At 40.8% G+C, this 15,874-nt stretch carries 16 protein-coding genes; 12 read left to right on the forward strand and 4 right to left on the reverse strand.

Annotation, left to right across the window (positions count from 1 at the left end):
- Positions 1-147 precede the first annotated feature (147 nt).
- Entirely contained in the window at positions 148-1,011 is an 864-nt protein-coding gene (gene rsmH / locus PseudUWO311_RS00245) for a 16S rRNA (cytosine(1402)-N(4))-methyltransferase RsmH (protein ID WP_142653087.1), read from the reverse strand.
- 166 nt (positions 1,012-1,177) lie between these two features.
- Here rsmH and ilvN point away from each other — a divergent pair, with 166 nt between their 5' ends.
- The 10 genes from ilvN (at position 1,178) to PseudUWO311_RS00295 (ending at position 10,580) form a co-directional block, all read left to right on the forward strand.
- On the forward strand, positions 1,178-1,717 hold the full coding sequence (gene ilvN / locus PseudUWO311_RS00250; protein WP_142653088.1) for an acetolactate synthase small subunit: 540 nt from the start codon (positions 1,178-1,180) through the stop codon (positions 1,715-1,717).
- 205 nt (positions 1,718-1,922) lie between these two features.
- On the forward strand, positions 1,923-5,012 hold the full coding sequence (locus PseudUWO311_RS00255; RefSeq protein WP_142653089.1) for a type I restriction endonuclease subunit R: 3,090 nt from the start codon (positions 1,923-1,925) through the stop codon (positions 5,010-5,012).
- 60 nt (positions 5,013-5,072) lie between these two features.
- The gene (locus PseudUWO311_RS00260; RefSeq protein ID WP_142653090.1) at positions 5,073-5,690 is read left to right on the forward strand and encodes a Uma2 family endonuclease; all 618 of its coding nucleotides are present in this window, start codon (positions 5,073-5,075) and stop codon (positions 5,688-5,690) included.
- A 7-nt stretch (positions 5,691-5,697) separates the two neighbouring features.
- Entirely contained in the window at positions 5,698-7,335 is a 1,638-nt protein-coding gene (locus tag PseudUWO311_RS00265) for a class I SAM-dependent DNA methyltransferase (RefSeq protein WP_142653092.1), read from the forward strand.
- Positions 7,325-8,509 (forward strand): restriction endonuclease subunit S, encoded by a 1,185-nt coding sequence (locus PseudUWO311_RS00270; RefSeq protein WP_142653093.1) that lies wholly within the window; start codon positions 7,325-7,327, stop codon positions 8,507-8,509. Before PseudUWO311_RS00265 ends, PseudUWO311_RS00270 begins: the two co-directional genes overlap by 11 nt.
- Before the next feature lie 174 nt (positions 8,510-8,683).
- Entirely contained in the window at positions 8,684-8,905 is a 222-nt protein-coding gene (locus PseudUWO311_RS00275) for a type II toxin-antitoxin system Phd/YefM family antitoxin (RefSeq protein WP_190303344.1), read from the forward strand.
- Positions 8,906-9,001: 96 nt separating this feature from the next.
- Complete coding sequence (locus PseudUWO311_RS00280) at positions 9,002-9,577, forward strand: Uma2 family endonuclease (protein WP_223807386.1); 576 nt, start codon at positions 9,002-9,004, stop codon at positions 9,575-9,577.
- 95 nt (positions 9,578-9,672) lie between these two features.
- Positions 9,673-9,909 carry a type II toxin-antitoxin system HicA family toxin gene (locus PseudUWO311_RS00285; RefSeq protein ID WP_142653096.1) on the forward strand — a complete coding sequence of 79 codons (237 nt, stop codon included), beginning with the start codon at positions 9,673-9,675 and terminating at the stop codon, positions 9,907-9,909.
- A 4-nt stretch (positions 9,910-9,913) separates the two neighbouring features.
- Positions 9,914-10,153 carry a type II toxin-antitoxin system HicB family antitoxin gene (locus PseudUWO311_RS00290; RefSeq protein WP_142653098.1) on the forward strand — a complete coding sequence of 80 codons (240 nt, stop codon included), beginning with the start codon at positions 9,914-9,916 and terminating at the stop codon, positions 10,151-10,153.
- Between the two features lie 19 nt (positions 10,154-10,172).
- A complete protein-coding gene (locus PseudUWO311_RS00295) occupies positions 10,173-10,580 on the forward strand; it encodes a hypothetical protein (protein ID WP_142653101.1) in 408 nt (135 codons plus the stop codon).
- Between the two features lie 9 nt (positions 10,581-10,589).
- Here PseudUWO311_RS00295 and PseudUWO311_RS00300 read toward each other — a convergent pair whose 3' ends face one another.
- A complete protein-coding gene (locus PseudUWO311_RS00300; protein WP_142653103.1) occupies positions 10,590-10,784 on the reverse strand; it encodes a hypothetical protein in 195 nt (64 codons plus the stop codon).
- Here PseudUWO311_RS00300 and PseudUWO311_RS00305 point away from each other — a divergent pair.
- Together PseudUWO311_RS00305 and bioB are read left to right on the forward strand one after the other, a co-directional pair.
- The gene (locus PseudUWO311_RS00305) at positions 10,771-11,898 is read left to right on the forward strand and encodes a glycosyltransferase family 4 protein (protein ID WP_142653105.1); all 1,128 of its coding nucleotides are present in this window, start codon (positions 10,771-10,773) and stop codon (positions 11,896-11,898) included. The genes PseudUWO311_RS00300 and PseudUWO311_RS00305 overlap by 14 nt on opposite strands.
- A 129-nt stretch (positions 11,899-12,027) precedes the next feature.
- Positions 12,028-12,966: a biotin synthase BioB gene (gene bioB, locus PseudUWO311_RS00310; RefSeq protein WP_142653107.1), complete on the forward strand. Its 939-nt coding sequence runs from the start codon at positions 12,028-12,030 to the stop codon at positions 12,964-12,966.
- Between the two features lie 31 nt (positions 12,967-12,997).
- Here the strand turns inward: bioB and ppk1 are convergent, their stop codons facing one another.
- A complete protein-coding gene (ppk1, locus tag PseudUWO311_RS00315) occupies positions 12,998-15,193 on the reverse strand; it encodes a polyphosphate kinase 1 (RefSeq protein WP_142653109.1) in 2,196 nt (731 codons plus the stop codon).
- 129 nt (positions 15,194-15,322) lie between these two features.
- A complete protein-coding gene (locus tag PseudUWO311_RS00320; protein ID WP_142653111.1) occupies positions 15,323-15,796 on the reverse strand; it encodes a glutathione peroxidase in 474 nt (157 codons plus the stop codon).
- Between the last annotated feature and the right edge of the window lie 78 nt (positions 15,797-15,874).

Consider the following 15,874-nt stretch of genomic DNA (forward strand, 5'->3'; position numbering starts at 1 on the left):
CCCTGCACTCAAGTGCGGGCTAAAAGCTAAAACCCGTTGAAACGGGTTGCTTAGAAGTATTCTTTAGTCTGCTTCAGTAGACTTGAGCTTTTAGCCCGCACTTGAGTGCAGGGCGACTGCTGCTCAAGTACTACAATTATAAATTGATTAAATCCTTTGGGCAATGCGTAACTTCGCCGATCGCGATCTAGGATTTGAACGAGTTTCTTCATCCGTAGCGATGATGACTTTTTTGGTGAGAACCTGTAAGCGATCGTCTTCACGAAATGTATGCTTGACAATGCGATCTTCAAGACTGTGGAATGTAATTACGGCAATCTTACCGCCTGTTTTTAGCCAATTTGGAGCCACTGCAAGCCATTTTTCGAGGCTTTCTAATTCACGATTTACAGCTATTCTCAGGGCTTGAAAAGTTCGCGTAGCGGGATGGATTCTGCCATTCCGATAACTAGCAGGGACGCAAGCAGAAATGGCATTAGCAAGTTCCAACGTGGTTTTAAATGGACGCTTCTCTACAATTTGACGGGCAATTCGCCGCGAAAGTCTCTCTTCTCCCAGTTTAAAAAAAATATCCGCAAGTTCTACTTCTTTATAGTGGTTGATAATTTCCGCAGCAGTCAGAGTTTGGCGATTATCCATACGCATATCAAGGTCGCCTGACTCTCGGAAGCTAAACCCCCGCTCAGCAATATCAAATTGCGTTGAACTTACGCCCAAATCAGCAAGGATGCCATCAAATTTCAAATCTGGCGAAGGTTTATATTCACAAAAGTTGCCCCGCCAAAAAGTTACTTGGTTTATATGATCTGCAAGTTTTGCGGTTGCCGCCGCGATCGCCATTTCATCGCGATCGATCGCAACTAAACGCACATTTTCCCCCCCTTGCAAAATTAATGCGCTATGTCCGCCACCGCCAACCGTGCAATCGAGGTACATACCACCTGAAATAATCTCTAAACCTGCGATCGCGGGTTCGGCAAGGACGGGAACATGATGAAACTGAGCAGTCATATTTTTGATGTTTGAATAGATTGCCTAAGAGGGGCGCGAAGCAGCCCCCTTAGTTTTGAGAGCAAAGCACCTAAATCGTTATCAATATGTATCTTGATAATCGCAATAAGGTAACCAAAGTCATTAATATAGTCTACTGTGCTGTTTATTTGCCGAATTTGTCACCATGAAACATACTCTCTCCGTTGTCGTCCAAGATGAGGCAGGCGTGCTGACCCGCATTGCTAGCTTGTTCGCCCGCCGAGGTTTTAATATCGAGAGCCTTGCGGTCGGGACTGCCGAGCAAGATGGATTTACGCGCATTACGATGGTGGTCTCTGGCGACGATCACACGATTGAGCAAATCACGAAGCAGTTGCATAAACTGATCAATGTGATCACAATTCTTGACTTTACCGATATTCCTTGTGTTGAGCGCGAGCTGATGCTCGTTAAGGTAAATGCTGCGCCAAATGTGCGATCGGAAATTATTGAAATATCTCAGATTTTCCGCGCCCGTATTGTTGATGTGGCTGATGATTTCTTGACAATCGAAGTGGTTGGCGATCCTGGGAAGATGGTGGCTATTTTGAAGATGTTAAACAAGTTTGGCATTCGCGAAATTGCCCGTACTGGCAAGGTTTCGTTAACTCGCGAATCGGGGGTTAATACGGAATATCTCAAAATTTCCAAACACAGCCTAGGCAGCGCCGTCTCTAATTTCTAATTTTGAGCGATCGCGCTTTATCCCAACCTATAAAATTTAAAAGCCTCGCAAAATAGCAAGGCTTTTAAATTTTATAGGTTGGGCAACTTGTTGTCAGACCTCGATAGAAAATATTACTCAAAAACGCTATGTTAATATGAAATCATTCGTCAATCTTAAATAATTGCAAAATTATTAGGGTGTAGCTAAAGACTCGTTTGACATTATGACTTTTAACGAAAACTCCAGAGTAAAGTTACCATCAGTCTTGCATTTGAACCGATTGGGTTATCAGTATTTATCGTTGAAGGGGGCAGTGCGAGATGAGGTGACTAATATTTTTACAAATATTTTCAAGGAAAGTATTGCTAAGGTTAACCCGCATATCGAAGAAGAAGATAGCGATCGCCTATTGTCAGAAATTCGCTTTGCTTTAGAAAATGAAGATCTAGGCAAGACTTTTTATGAAAGATTGATTGATCAATCGGGGCATAAAATTATTGACTTTGCCAACTTTGAAAATAATAGTTTTCATGTGGTGACGGAGCTAACATACAAAAATGGTGATGATGAGTTTCGTCCTGATATTGTGCTGTTAATTAATGGAATGCCTTTGGCTTTTGTGGAGGTAAAAAAGCCAAATAATAGGAATGGTTTGTTGGTAGAACGCGATCGCATTAATGAGCGGTTTCAAAACAAGAGGTTTAGACGGTTTGCAAATATTACGCAGTTGATGGTCTTCTCTAATAATATGGAGTATGACAATCAATCAGAATCGAGTTCGCTACTGGCGGGAGCTTTTTATGCTTCGCCATCCTATAAAAATCATGATTTTAATTATTTTCGAGAAGAAGAATCACTAGATTTATCGGCACTTTTAGCAGATGAAAGTGAAGAGATTGAAAATTATGTGCTGAAGGATAATAATTTACAGATTATTAAACATAATCCTGAATTTATTACCAATAAGGACTCTGATACGCCGACAAATCGGTTGTTGACTTCGCTATTTAGCAAGGATCGTTTCAAGTTTATTTTGGGCTATGCGATCGCCTATTTAAAAGAAAGTCTTGGCTGGCAGAAACATGTCATGCGTTATCCGCAGATGTTTGCAACTAAGGCGATCGCGAAGACTTTAGATAAAGGGCTTAAAAAAGGGATCATTTGGCATACTCAGGGCAGTGGCAAGACGGCTCTGGCTTTTTATAATGTCAAGTTTTTGACGGATTATTTCCAACAAAAAAAGATTGTCCCTAAGTTTTATTTCATTGTCGATCGCATTGATTTATTAACGCAAGCTAAAGGAGAGTTTGAAAGTCGTGGTTTAAAGGTGAAGACCATCAGCTCAAGAGAAGAATTTACCAAAGAGATCAAGTCAACGAGTGTCATTCACAATTTGTCGGGTTCGCCCGAAATTACAGTGGTGAATATTCACAAATTTAAGGATGATCCTGATGTGCTGCGAGATGAAGATTACGATGTAAATATTCAGCGTATTTACTTTTTGGATGAGGTACATCGCAGTTATAACCCCAAGGGCAGCTTTTTAGCGAATCTGGAAGAATCAGATCGGAATGCAATCAAGATTGGCTTAACGGGTACACCTTTGTTGGGAGATGAGTATAATTCCAAGGTTCTATTTGGCGAGTATATTCACAAGTATTATTACAATGCTTCGATCGCTGATGGCTATACGGTGCGATTGATTAGGGAGGAGATTGCGACTAATTACAAGCTGATTTTGCAACAGGCTCTGGAGCAAGCGCAGATATTGCAAGGGGATATTGATAAAAAATTAGTATTTGCTCATCGGCATTATGTGGAGCCGTTGTTAGATTATATTTTGGATGATTTTGAGAATAGCCGATCGCGTTTTGGCGATCATTCTATCGGTGGAATGGTGATTTGTGATAGTTCAGAACAGGCAAAAATGCTCTATGAGATTTTTCTTGAAAGATTTCCTAATCTACAAAATTTGACAAATCCATCCTCTCGCCTAAGTGATGTTAGCGCTGAATATGAGGTGTTGCTCAACAAAAAGAAGACAAAGCAACGATCCAAGCTGACGGCGGCGCTGATTCTCCATGACATTGGCACTAAAGACGAACGCAAGGATTGGAGAGACGAGTTTAGAGAAGGTAGGATCGATCTGCTGTTTGTTTACAATATGCTGCTGACGGGGTTTGATGCGAAGCGGTTGAAAAAATTGTACTTAGGACGAGTGATTAGAAAACACAATCTATTACAGGCTTTGACTCGTGTTAATCGACCTTACAAGAATTTTCGTTACGGCTTTGTGGTGGATTTTGCTGATATTAGTCAAGAATTTGATGCGACAAATAAGGCTTATTTTGATGAGTTACAGGCGGAGTTGGGGGATGAGTTAGAGCATTATTCTAATCTGTTTAAGTCGAAGGAGGAGATCGAAGCAGAAATTGAAGAGATTGAAGATGTTCTGTTTCGTTACGACACGCGCAATGCTGATATTTTCTGTACACAAGTTACGGAAATAAGCGATCGAGAAACTGTTCTTGCACTGAAGAAAGCGTTAGGCAATGCGAAAAGCCTCTATAACTTGATTCGGTTAATGGGTCATTATGAGCTTTTGGAGAAGGTGGATTTTCAGCAGCTTAATCGAATGTATCAGGTGGCTAGCGATCGCTTAAATGCAATTAATACTCTTGAACGAATAGAAAGCGGTGCGGATGTAACAAATCTACTGAACGAGGCACTAGAAGAGGTGATCTTTTCGTTTGTGAAGATTGGGGAAGAGGAACTGGTACTGGCGGACAAGCTAAAAAATACGCTGAGGCGGACTCGTGAGGCTTTGGCTAGTAATTTTGATAAGACCGATCCTAAATTTATTAGTTTAAAGGAAGAGTTAGAGCGTTTGTTTAAGCAGAAAAAGCTGAGTGAGGTGAGCCAAGATGAGATGAATGCCAATATTGGTAGCCTAAATAAAATCTACGACAAGATTAAGGAGCTTAATCGTCAGAACAATCTCTTGCGAGATAAATACGACAATGACGTGAAGTATGTGCGGGTTCATAAGCGGATAGTGGAAGGCAAAAAATTGTCGCTGAATGAGCGCAAAATCTGTGAGGCTTTGCTGGGTATAAAGGTCAGCGCCGATGGGTTTGTTTTGCAAAACACGAAAATTCTAAATAATGAAGTTTATTTTAGTAAGGAGATGGTACTCTTACTAATTGGGCAGTTTACAGAGCAAAAAATCGAGCTAAATGCAGAAACCTCGAACTATATTAATAATCTGGTTGTGAAAGAATATATGAATGAATTTAATGGATTGGTTGGTTGAATGCGTTTCAAGGCTCTGGCTATAATATGAGAACTTAGTTCGTTAGTTAGGTAAACAAAAATGATTCAAGCTTTAGCTAAGACTGAATTGGTAACTTTTGCAGAATTCGCAGAATGGAAACCAGAGAATAAGTTTTATGAATTACATAATGGAGTAATTGTTGAGATGCCGCAGCCAACAGGAGATCATGAGGATATTGGTAGCTTTTTGGGTGAAGCGATTACGGCTGAATATTTGCGGTTAAATTTGCCTTATAGAATTCCTAAAACTGTTCTAGTAAAGCCCCCAAGTGCAGAATCTGCTTATGATCCTGATGTTTTGGTTTTAAATCGCTCGAACTTGGTAAATGAGCCGCTATGGAAAAAATCAGCAACAGTTGTGCAGGGATCATCGATCGCGGTGGTAATTGAGGTAGTAAGTACTAACTGGCGTGATGATTATTTAACTAAATTGAAGGAATATGAGGAGATGGGGATTCCTGAATATTGGATTGTGGATTATTTGGGAATTGGTGGTCGGCGGTTTATTGGTAATCCTAAGCAGCCAACGATTTTAGTGCATGAGTTAATTGATGGAGAGTATCAGGTAACTGCTTTTAGGGGAGATGATCGCGTTATATCACCAACTTTTCCAGAATTGAATTTGACGGCTAATCAGATTTTCCAAGCGGGTAATTAACAGGGATATGAATCAACTTAACGATACAGATTTTGGGCAAAAGATTAAAGAGTTGATCGATAGCCTCAAGGGGATTTGCGCTGCCTATGGGTTGGGGAATGATGGGAATGAATTTAAAATCATTACTCAGGTATTTTTGTATAAGTTGATGAATGATAAGTTTGCGTATGAGGTGAAGCAGGCTGTACCAAAGGCGATCGCTCAGTCTTCAAGTTGGGAACAGTCTTTAAAAGCGATGTCTGAGGCTGATTATGAGTTTTTGTTGTTGAAGTTGCCTTCTAATACGGCAAATTTAAAGCCCGATCATTTTCTGGCGACTTTGTATGAGAAGCAAAATAATCCTGATTTTGCGAAGTTGTTTGATGATACGTTGCGGGATATTGCGATCGCAAATAATGATATTTTCTCGGTCAAAACGGAAGGGGATACGAAGATTCCATTATTCGATCGCGTGAGTGAGTTTGTTACGGATACTTCTAAGCGCGATAATTTCTGTCGGGCGGTGATAAATCAGTTAATCAAATTTAGTGCAGAACATATTTTTACGCAGAAGTATGACTTTTTTGCGACGTTGTTTGAGTATTTGATTAAGGATTACAACAAGGATAATGGCGGTAAGTATGCTGAGTACTATACGCCTCATGCTGTAGCAAGGATTATGTCGGCGATCTTGGTGAAGGGGCGGGTGCAGAATGTGACGGTTTATGATCCTTCGGCGGGGTCGGGGACTTTGTTGATGAGTATTGCCCATGCGATCGGTGAGGAGCGCTGTACGATTTATTCGCAGGATATTTCGCAAAAGTCGTCGAGTTTGTTGCGATTAAATTTGATTTTAAATAATCTGGTACATTCGATTCCTAATATCATTCAGGGGAATACGCTAGAGCATCCCTATCATAAAGATGGAGCGCAGTTAGCGAAGTTTGACTATATTGTGTCAAATCCGCCCTTTAAGACAGATTTTAGCGATTATCGGGAGTCTCTGGACAGTAAGGATCATAAGTTACGGTTTTTTGCTGGGATTCCGAAGATTCCGCCAAAGGATAAGGACAAGATGGCGATTTATACGCTATTTTTGCAGCATATTATCTATTCCCTAAAGCCCAAGGGTAAGGCGGCGGTGGTGGTTCCGACGGGGTTTATTACGGCGCAGTCAGGGATTGATAAGGCGATCCGTCAGAAGCTAGTCGATGAGAGGATGTTGGCGGGGGTGGTGTCGATGCCGAGCAATATTTTTGCAACGACGGGTACGAATGTGTCGATTTTGTTTATGGATCGCGGCAATAAGGGTGATGTGGTGTTGATTGATGCGTCTGGGTTGGGAGAGACGGTGAAGGATGGCAAAAATCAGAAGACGGTGTTAACGGAGGCGGAGGAGGCGCAAATTATCTCGACTTTTAATGAGAAGAAAGCCATTGATGATTTTTCGGTGGTGGTGAGCTATGAGGATATTGCGGCTAAAAATTATTCGTTGAGTGCGGGTCAGTATTTTGATGTAAAGATCGAGTATGTGGATATTTCGCAGGATGAGTTTGAGGAGAAGTTAAGGGCTTTTTCTAGTAATCTAGATCGCTTTTTTGCGGAGTCTAGGGATTTGGAGATCGAGATTAAGAGCCAGTTGGCGGGGTTGACGTATGAAAGATAAGTTACATATTGGTATTGCCTGTAATATTACTACTGGTAAGCTCGACTCTAATCATGCAATTGAAGGTGGGGAATATCCATTTTTTACTTGCGCTGCCGAACCTATTCATATTGACCACTATTCATTTGACGGTGATGTTGTTTTAGTTGCTGGGAATAATGCTCAAGGCAATTTTCATATTAATAGATTCAAGGGAAAATTTAATGCTTATCAAAGAACTTATGTTTTAACAGCCAAAGAAAATTTCGACATTGATTATATTTATTATTCACTCAGATTAGAACTTAAACGCTTAAAAGAAAAAGCTCAAGGTTCGCAAACTAAGTTTCTTACAATGCCTATTCTAGAAGGTATAGCTCTTCGTGAAATAAATAGTAATATACAGAAAAAAATTGCAGATGTTCTTTCTGCTCTTGATGCCAAAATTGAACTGAATAATCGAATTAATGCTGAGTTAGAGAGTCTTGCTAAGACGATTTATGATTATTGGTTCGTGCAGTTTGACTTTCCTAATGCAGATGGCAAGCCCTATAAGTCTTCTGGCGGTGAGATGGTGTATGTGGATGGTGGAGGTTGCGATCGGGCAATTCCTGCGGGTTGGGAAATTGGATGTGTTTCTGATTTATTTGAAATCAATCCTTCTGAGACGTTATCCAAAGGAAATATTAGTGCTTATATAGATATGAGTGCTATCCCTACATCTGGCTTTATGACAGGAGAAATCCAATATAAACCCTTTAATGGTGGTATGAAGTTTAGAAATGGAGATGTTGTAATTGCAAGAATAACCCCATGTTTAGAGAATGGTAAAACAGGCTTAATTACATTACTAAAAGATAATGAGATAGGATTTGGATCAACAGAATTTATTGTTTTGAGAGGGAAAAATAGATCGTTAAGTAGTTTTGCAGCTTGTCTTTCACGCTCTACATCTTTTAGAAATTTTGCTATTTCAAATATGACTGGTACATCAGGACGTAAACGAGTAGATGCAAAAGCAATTGAAAGATTTTCTATCCCAATTCCTGAGAATGGATTGATTTCTCAATTTGAAAATGTTGTTAGTAGATATTTTCAGCTATTAACGATTAACACTAGAGAAAATCAACAACTAACCAAACTCCGCGATTGGCTGCTACCGATGCTAATGAACGGACAGGTCAGCATTAAGTAACCTTCAGCAGTTGAGATCTCCGACTTTTTCTATAAAATCAGAGATAACCTATGTCATGCACAAAAAAAGTCGGAGATCTGGATATCAGCAACTAACCCAACTCCGCGATCACCTGTTGACGATGATAGCGATCGGGCAAGTTAACATTAAATAAACCTAAATAAAAATAAAATCATGCAACTAATTGACATCACCCACGCCCAAACCCAACTCCCACAACTCATGCAAATCGCCCTGCAAGGCGAAGAAATCATCATCACCCGCAACAATCAACCAATCCTCAATCTAAGTCAAATATCCTCCACACCCAAAAGAAGACAAAGAGGCAGCGCCAAAGGACAAATCAAAATTGCACCCGATTTTAAAGCACCACTTGAAGTTAATCGCCAATGGTAAATAACAACTAAATCTAAATTGGCGATCGCCTGTTGGTGATGGTAGCGATCGGGCAAGTCAGCGTTAAGTAAATATTTCATTAACTGGAGAAAAAATGTGACTGTTACTTTAATCAATCAAACCTATACATTTGACGAATATTTAGCAATGGAAGAGCTTGCTACTGAAAAACATGAATATAAAAGCGGAGAAATTATTAGCATGACAGGTGGCACAACAGACCATAATAAAATCGCCTTAAATTTTGCCGCAAACTTAAAATTTGCCCTCAAAAAGCAAAACTACAACATATTTATCGGTGATGTTAAGCTCTGGATTCCTGCTTACTCAGAGGCAACCTATCCTGATGTGATGCTGATTGAAGATGAGCCAAATTATTACGGTACTGGCAAAACAACCATCACAAATCCCTCTTTGATTGTCGAAGTTCTATCAAAATCAACGCAAAATTATGATCAAGGCGAAAAGTTTTATTATTACCGCTCAATTCCTGAGTTCAAAGAATATATTTTAATTAGTCAATATCAATATTATGTAATGCAATTCAATAAAACAAATCAGGGCAAATGGATATTATCTGAATATCGAAATGATAATTCAGCATTATCTTTACAAACAGTGAAATTTGACATTTCTTTTGAAGAAATTTATGAAAATGTCAACCTCGGCTAACTTAAGAATTAATAACTATCTAAGATCCGCGATCGCCTGTTGATGATGGTAGCGATCGCGCAAGTTAGCATTAAGTAAATCAATCGTTAAAAACAATGAGTAAACTAGAAAAACTAATCCAAAAACTTCTAAGAGATCCACCTGAACTAAGCTATGACGATGTTTACTACATTCTCACTCAATTTAATTTCCAAGAAATATCTAACAAAGGAAGCCATCATACCTTTCGCAATGAATCAAGCCTCAAAATAACCATACCAAAGAAAGGAGGTCAAACCGTTAAAAGAACTTATCTCAAACAAATTGTAAAACTTCTAGAACTCGACAAATAACGCCATGAACACAGTACAAACTCTCAAGACCTTAGAAGACTATATCAACCTCAACTATCCCATCACCTTTTATCCAGAAATAGAAGGCGGCTATACCGTTGTTATCCAAGATTTATCTGGTTGCATCTCCACAGGTGAAAGTCTTCAAGAAGCTATGGATAACATTCTTGAGGCAAAGAGACAATGGCTTGAAGCTGCAATCCAATATAAAGATCCTATTCCGCTTCCTTCAAATATGATCTAAATATGCGATGTAAATTGAAATGTTTAACACCATAACCCTTAATTCTCTCGAACAAACCACAAGAAAAATCATTAGCTTGCTAGATCAGTTAACCCATGACTATCATCAAATACAACAAAATGAGGCTAAATATCTCATAGAAGCATTTTCTCTCAATGAGCAAGAATTCTCAATCATGGAAGAAATAGACCTAATTGCGACCGATTTGCGTGGTTATGCAAGTCAAATAAAAATCACTAATCAAATTCAAAAACCAGAGCAAGCATTAAAATATCTCCGTCAAATCTTTATACTAAGTAACCCTTTGGTTGCCGATCTATACTTTTCTCAGAAAGAGAAATTTCCCCTCACCCATCAGTATTTACAAAAACTAGACTACCTAAAGTTCTTGTTAATAGATTCACTAACAAATAATGGCGATCGTTAAAATCAACAATTAACACAAATCTGCGATCGCCTGTTGATGATGGTAGCGATCGCGCAAGTCAGCCTTAAGTAAACTTTCCTTTACACAATTACACCAGCTATGAGGATTTGACTTTTTATTTGTATAGGAGATTACCTGCCATAGTATGATGCTGTCAGCCCATAGCCAACGATTCCGTACAGTCATCACTATGCGTATCGCCATATTTACCGAGACATTTTTGCCAAAAATTGATGGCATCGTTACTCGCCTCAAATATACCGTCGAATATCTGGTCAAGCTCGGTAACCAAGTATTGGTGTTTTCGCCCGATGGTGGACTTAAAGAATACTGTGGTGCAAAGATTTATGGCGTATCAGCCTTTGACTTCCCGCTATATCCAGAACTAAAAGTAGCTCTCCCGCGTCCTTCAATTGGCTATGCGCTAGAGGAGTTCAAGCCCGATATTATTCATATTGTAAATCCTGCAATTTTGGGCATGGCAGGTTTATATTATGCCAAATCGATGAATTACCCACTTATGGCTTCCTATCACACACATTTACCCCAGTATTTGCAGCATTACGGATTGGGGTTTCTTGAGGGTGTGATGTGGGAATTGGTCAAAAATACTCACAATCAAGCAGCGCTGAATCTTTGTACTTCAACAGTGATGATCGATGAATTGCGATCGCATGGTGTCGAGAGGCTTGATCTTTGGCAGCGCGGTGTTGATACCGTGCAGTTTCATCCGAGATTTAAAAGCGCGGAAATGCGATCGCGCCTCACCCAAGGACATCCTGAAGAAGTTTTATTTCTGTACGTTGGTAGACTCTCCGCCGAGAAAGAAATTCAGCAAATTTTGCCAGTGCTAGAAGCAATCCCCAATAGTCGCCTTGCTCTAGTTGGAAATGGCCCCTATCGCCAAGAGTTAGAGAAGATTTTTGCAGATACTAAAACTAATTTTGTTGGCTATTTACGTGGGGATGATCTTGCCGCAGCTTTTGCCTCCAGTGATGCCTTTTTATTCCCATCGCGCACTGAGACTCTGGGCTTAGTTCTGCTCGAAGCAATGGCGGCTGGTTGTCCAGTTGTTGCTGCAAATTCAGGGGGAATTCCTGACATTGTCACCAATGGCATTAATGGCTATTTATTTGAGCCTAATGACAGCAATGGCTTGACCTTGGCAACTCAAAATCTTTTGCAAAATCGTAATGAATATATGTGCATTGAAGCCCGCTTGGAGGCAGAAAAGTGGGGTTGGGATGCTGCCACGCGACAATTGCAAAATTATTATGAACAGACAATAGAGGCTTGTAAACCAGTTTTAAGTGCTTAAAGTGCAGGAGAGTGGGCCCCTCTGGGGCACACTCTTACATAAAGAAGTATTGCGATCGCGCTCCCAAGCGGTATTGCTTCACAGTACAATGGCGATCGCTATCATTATGTCGTAAGCATAAATACTCTTTTGATTTCCCTTGAATCTGTCACCGAAATTTACCATAAACCATTGCTGTCTCTAGTTTTTGAGGCGCAATCAATACATCGGCAATATCATCAAACTGATGCTGTGCAGATGTGCACATTATCAAATATCAAATCAGGTCGCTGTCCTGAAGATTGTAAATATTGTCCGCAAAGTGCTCGCTATCCGACGGGGGTAGAGACTTATCCCCTGTTACCTTTGGATGAAGTGATTAGCCAAGCAAAAGAAGCTAAGCAACATGGGGCAACTCGTTTTTGCATGGGAGCAGCATGGCGCAATGCACCTGATGGGGAAGAGTTTGAACGGGTTTTGCAAATGGTCGAAGCCGTAGCAGGGATGGAAATGGAAGCCTGTGTAACCATGGGGATGTTGCGTCCAGATCAGGCTCAGCGCTTAGAAAAAGCAGGCTTAACCGCCTATAATCATAACCTCGATACTTCCGAAAGTTTCTATCCCGAAATTATTACGACTCGTACCTATCGCGATCGCCTCGAAACGATTCAGCATGTGGCTGATGCAGGTATTCAAGTTTGTTGCGGCGGCATCGTCGGCATGGGCGAAACTGACAGCGATCGCATTGATCTTTTACACACATTAGCAAACCTCACCCCACAACCTGAGTCAGTGCCAATTAACGCATTGTCTCCTGTTGCGGGAACTCCATTTGGAGAGCTTGAGGCGATCGATCCTTTGGTTTTAGTGCGCATGGTCGCAACTGCAAGAATCCTGATGCCCAAGGCAGTTGTGAGACTCTCCGCAGGACGCGATCGGCTCAGTGTCTCCGACCAAGCACTTTGCTTTCTCGCAGGTGCAAATTCGATCTTCTCCAGTGAGAAGTTGCTCACGACTGCTAATCCAGACTGGCAAGATGATGCGGAGATGTTTCAAAAATTAGGTGTAAAACCGAAAGAATTCGCATAATAAAAAAGGCTCCCTTTGGGAGCCTTTTTTATTATGCGAATTCAGGTCGCCCTTGAGACATAAAGTGCTTTTGTGAGCTCATTTCAGGCTCTCCATCCTTGGGAGAGCGCTGAATATAGGTTCCATCTGCTTTAAGATCCCAAGCTTGACGATTATCGGCTAGGATGATTTCTAGAATCTGCTTCAGTTCCTTGACTAGAGATCCTTCCTCAACGGGGGTAATTACCTCAACCCTTGCATCAAGATTACGCGGCATCCAGTCAGCACTACCGATATATACCTGCTCTTCGCCGCCATTACTAAAGTAAAAGATGCGTGAATGTTCTAAGAAGCGACCGATCACACTGATCACCCTGATGCGATCGCTTAATCCCTTCACCTTAGGACGAATACAGCAAATACCACGAATGATCAGATCAATATTTACACCGACTTGCGAAGCCTCATACAGCGCCGAGATAATCTCAGGATCGACCAGTGAGTTCATTTTAGCAATGATGTAGGAAGGATAGCCCTGCTTTTGATGTTCAATTTCGCGATGGATCAGTTTCAAGAATTTCTCGCGCATATTCACAGGTGCAACTAGCAGCTTGCGATAATCGCGCTGACGGGAATAACCAGTCAGGTAGTTAAACAAATCAGTCAAATCTGCACCCAAATTATCATTGCAGCTAAAAATACCAAGATCGCTGTAAAATCTCGCTGTTTTGGGATTGTAATTACCAGTACCAATGTGAACATAACGAACTAAGCGATCGCCTTCTTGCCTTACCACTAGAGCAGTTTTGGTGTGGGTTTTGAGATTCTTAAAGCCATATACGACATGTACTCCCGCATTTTCTAGCTTCTTCGCCCAGAGAATGTTATTCGCCTCATCAAATCGCGCTTTTAGCTCTACTAACACTGCTACCTGCTTTCCATTCTCCGCCGCCCGAATCAGCGCATGGACAATTGGAGAATCTCCAGATGTGCGATATAGAGTTTGTTTGATCGCAAGTACATTGTCATCATTTGCCGCCTCTTCGATAAACCTCTGTACTGTGGTGGTGAACGACTGATAAGGATGATGAACTAAAAAATCACCTTCGCTAATGATGTCAAAAATGTTCTTCCCATCCTCATCCCCTTGCTTTAATCGAGTATGAGTTACAGATTTCCATGGCTTATCTTGATACTCAGGCATTGGCAAAAAAGAGATCGCCATCAGACTACCTAGACCAATTAGCCCTGGGATATCGTACACATCAGCTTCAGTAATTCCTAATTGCTCAATCAACTCCTTACGGATTTCTGGCGGGATATCGCTAGCGATTTCCATCCGCACAACTGAGCCGAACTTTTGTTTGCGTAGTTCTTCTTGCAGAGCCGAAATCAAGTCATCTGCTTCTTCTTCTTCGATGTCTAGTTCTGCATCACGGGTAATCCGAAATGGATAATAACTGATAATCTCCATTCCAGGAAATAACGCATCAAGGTTATGGGCGATTACCTGTTCCAACGGCACAAAAGTATGATCGTCAGTTTCAGGGATTTTGACAAAGCGTGGTAATACATTTGGTACTTTTACTCGTGCAAAGTTTTTTTCCTTAGTGTCGCGATCGCGCACAATCACCACCAAATTGAGACTGAGATTAGAAATGTAGGGAAATGGATGCGCAGGATCGACGGCTAGTGGCGTGAGAACAGGAAATAACTTGTCTTGGAAATAAGCTTTGAGATATCGCTGATGTTTCTTATCGATATCCTTGTAGTCAAGGAGCTTCACTCCATGATTATGTAATTCTGGACGCAATGTATTCTCAAAAAATTCATGCTGCATCGTAACCAATGGCACAAGAGCCTCGCGAATTGCTTGCAACTGCTTTTCTGGATTAAGCCCATCATCGGAGATAATATCCATCCGCTCAGCAAACTTTTTCTTTACCCTAGCCACTCTAACCATAAAAAACTCATCAAGGTTAGTGCTAAAAATTGCAAAGAATTTAGCTCGCTCTAGCAATGATGTGCGCGAGTCAAGTCCTTCGCTTAAAACTCTCTTATTAAAAGCAATCCAGCTTAGTTCACGATTAAAAAAATACATAGAGCGATCAACTGACTTTTCATCTTGCTTGTCAATTGTCACTAGTGTAGATTCTGAGGTTTCTGACGACACAACACTTTCTATGATGTCAACTTCTAGCGAAACATCTAAATCTTTATTCTCTAAATCTTTTTTGGTTCTAGTCATAGGGGCAAAGCTATCGGCTGGAGTAAAACACTTAATACTAGATTAGCGAAGTATAGGTCATTACTATGTGAGCTTAAACACTTCTAAAAATAAAAGGCGGCACTTCGTGCCACCCTTTCTTTACAAAACTTAGCCTAAAAGTGCTTCGATATCTTTACGCAGACCAGTATCTTCAGGTGCAACGCTGGAAGGGTAGTATTTCACAACTTTACCTTCTTTATCAACTAGAAACTTATTGAAGTTCCACTGCACTTGGCTACCTGTGGTCTCAGTGAGGTACTTGTAAGTATCGGCAATACCACTGCCACTTACCTTCACCTTGCTGAACATATCAAAGGTGACATCATAGGTGAGCGAGCAAAAGCTCTTGATTTCTGCCTCAGTACCAGGTTCCTGTGCGCCAAAATCGTTGCTAGGAAAGCCAAGAATCTCGAATCCTTTGTCTTTGTATTCACGATAAAGAGATTCTAGTCCTTTGTACTGCTTAGTGTAGCCACATTTGGAGGCAACGTTAACAACTAAGGCGACTTTGCCTTTGTACTGAGCGAGATCGACTGGTTGACCGTCAATATTAGTGATCTTGAAATCGTAAAGAGTGGACATATTTTCGTTTTTAGGGTTATTTGAGAATTGTTAGTGTCAGCAGCAATTTTAGGGTTTTCAGCACGAAAATCCTAAAAT

This window comes from Pseudanabaena sp. UWO311, from assembly GCF_006937785.1.
Classification (GTDB): Bacteria; Cyanobacteriota; Cyanobacteriia; order Pseudanabaenales; family Pseudanabaenaceae; genus Pseudanabaena.

Bases quoted from the DNA above. Each gene is read 5' to 3' on its own strand.
- rsmH (WP_142653087.1), bottom strand. From the start codon at position 1,011: ATGACTGCTCAGTTTCATCATGTTCCCGTCCTTGCCGAACCCGCGATC.
- ilvN (WP_142653088.1), top strand. From the start codon at position 1,178: ATGAAACATACTCTCTCCGTTGTCGTCCAAGATGAGGCAGGCGTGCTG.
- PseudUWO311_RS00255 (WP_142653089.1), top strand. From the start codon at position 1,923: ATGACTTTTAACGAAAACTCCAGAGTAAAGTTACCATCAGTCTTGCAT.
- PseudUWO311_RS00260 (WP_142653090.1), top strand. From the start codon at position 5,073: ATGATTCAAGCTTTAGCTAAGACTGAATTGGTAACTTTTGCAGAATTC.
- PseudUWO311_RS00265 (WP_142653092.1), top strand. From the start codon at position 5,698: ATGAATCAACTTAACGATACAGATTTTGGGCAAAAGATTAAAGAGTTG.
- PseudUWO311_RS00270 (WP_142653093.1), top strand. From the start codon at position 7,325: ATGAAAGATAAGTTACATATTGGTATTGCCTGTAATATTACTACTGGT.
- PseudUWO311_RS00275 (WP_190303344.1), top strand. From the start codon at position 8,684: ATGCAACTAATTGACATCACCCACGCCCAAACCCAACTCCCACAACTC.
- PseudUWO311_RS00285 (WP_142653096.1), top strand. From the start codon at position 9,673: ATGAGTAAACTAGAAAAACTAATCCAAAAACTTCTAAGAGATCCACCT.
- PseudUWO311_RS00290 (WP_142653098.1), top strand. From the start codon at position 9,914: ATGAACACAGTACAAACTCTCAAGACCTTAGAAGACTATATCAACCTC.
- PseudUWO311_RS00295 (WP_142653101.1), top strand. From the start codon at position 10,173: ATGTTTAACACCATAACCCTTAATTCTCTCGAACAAACCACAAGAAAA.
- PseudUWO311_RS00305 (WP_142653105.1), top strand. From the start codon at position 10,771: ATGCGTATCGCCATATTTACCGAGACATTTTTGCCAAAAATTGATGGC.
- PseudUWO311_RS00300 (WP_142653103.1), bottom strand. From the start codon at position 10,784: ATGGCGATACGCATAGTGATGACTGTACGGAATCGTTGGCTATGGGCT.
- ppk1 (WP_142653109.1), bottom strand. From the start codon at position 15,193: ATGACTAGAACCAAAAAAGATTTAGAGAATAAAGATTTAGATGTTTCG.
- PseudUWO311_RS00320 (WP_142653111.1), bottom strand. From the start codon at position 15,796: ATGTCCACTCTTTACGATTTCAAGATCACTAATATTGACGGTCAACCA.